Annotated in this window: 2 protein-coding genes; both read right to left on the reverse strand. The window is 25.1% G+C overall.

The window, feature by feature from the left end:
* Positions 1-842 (reverse strand): 3-oxoacyl-ACP synthase (locus tag JG677_RS08075; protein ID WP_234284676.1); only part of this gene is annotated, 842 nt, incomplete at its 3' end.
* A gap of 48 nt (positions 843-890) precedes the next feature.
* A partial coding sequence (locus tag JG677_RS08080) for a DUF2920 family protein (protein WP_200286122.1) occupies positions 891-1,529 on the reverse strand: 639 nt, incomplete at its 5' end.

The following is a 1,529-nucleotide window of genomic DNA, read 5'->3' on the forward strand; positions in this document are numbered from 1 at the left end:
TCTCCATATTTTTTTAAACTATCATCAAAATTATTTTTAAGTTTTAAAGTATGCAAAAGTTTTTCACGAAAAAAAGCATTAGAGCTTTGAAATAAAAAATAATCTATTTCTTGTTTTTCTTGTTTAAAATAGTTAAAAAATTCTTCAAAAAATAATGGAAATTTTTCCATAATAAATGAAAAAAATAAATCACCATCTACTTTTATAAAATCATCGCCATTTTCATTAAAAGCTTTTAATGGCAAAGTTTCTTCTAAGGCAAGTTCTGAAAAAATATTTTGAGAATAAAACATTTTTTGCTTGGTATTTGTTTTTTCTATTAAAATAGCACTAGCACTATCAGAAGTATTTAAAAAAGTAATTTTATCTTTTGGATTAATTTTTTTGCTTTTTACACTTGCACAAAGCAAAACAACTTTTTTTATATCTAAATGATCAAGCAATGAAAAAGCCTGTAAAAGACCTTGTAAAAATCCCCAGCAAAATATATTCATATCAAAACACAAAGTATGATTGGCTAATTTTAAATTTTTATGCACCAAACTAGAACAAGCCGGAGCTAGAAAATCAGGAGTAAAACTTGCAAAAATCAATACATCAATTTCATCTTTTTTAATCAAATTTTGATTTAGTAATTCTTCTAAAGCCTTGCTTGCTAAATCACTTGCATAGGTATTTTCATCACTTATAAAATGATTAAATATACCACTGTTTTGCTGTAAAATTTTAAATTTATTTTCATTTAAACCAATATAGCTAAGTTCTTCTTGCTGGGTACGAAAATTTTTAGGTAAAACTACGCTTATGGCTTTAATGGAGTGATTGTTAATTGCTAATTTCATTTATAACCTTTAAATTTATTTTCTAATATCGATATTAACTAACCCGCTCTAAAACTCTAAAACAAATTTATCCTCTTTATCTTTAAAGGTAAAAACCTTTTCTTTACAAGGATAAGAAATAGAATTTTCTTTCATAAAAGAATTTCTATTTTTTAATTTTTCTAATACTATAGGTAATTCTTGTCTAAATAAAGCCTTATCAGTCATTCTTAATCCGTGTTCTAAACTTTTAATTAATTTTCCATCTATTTGATCTTCACTCTCTATTAAATGTAAAGTTGTATCAAAGCCTAAGTTTTTATAGATTTTATGAAGTTCTATTTTATAACTTGCTGGATCACTATCTTTACTACTATGATAAGGAATATAGATTATATTGGAATTTGATTCTTTTTGAATTTGAATATGTTTTTGATTTAAAATAGATCTAATAATATAATTATCATCATTTAAATAAAAAGGTGAATTTATATTTCTATTCCAATAACTTTTAAGAAAAAATTCTATGATATTATGAGGAAATTCTTCATAGTATTCACATAAATTCATTTCTCTTGCTAAAATACGTCTTAAAGGTGGCAAGGCTGAACCTGAATTATCAACCACCCCATCTACATACCAAGGAGCAATTTTGGCTATAAGTAAGGATAAGTATCCACCATAAGACCCCCCCCCATAAATTTTAGG

Source organism: Campylobacter sp. TTU-622 (genome assembly GCF_016598965.1).
Classification (GTDB): Bacteria; Campylobacterota; Campylobacteria; order Campylobacterales; family Campylobacteraceae; genus Campylobacter_D.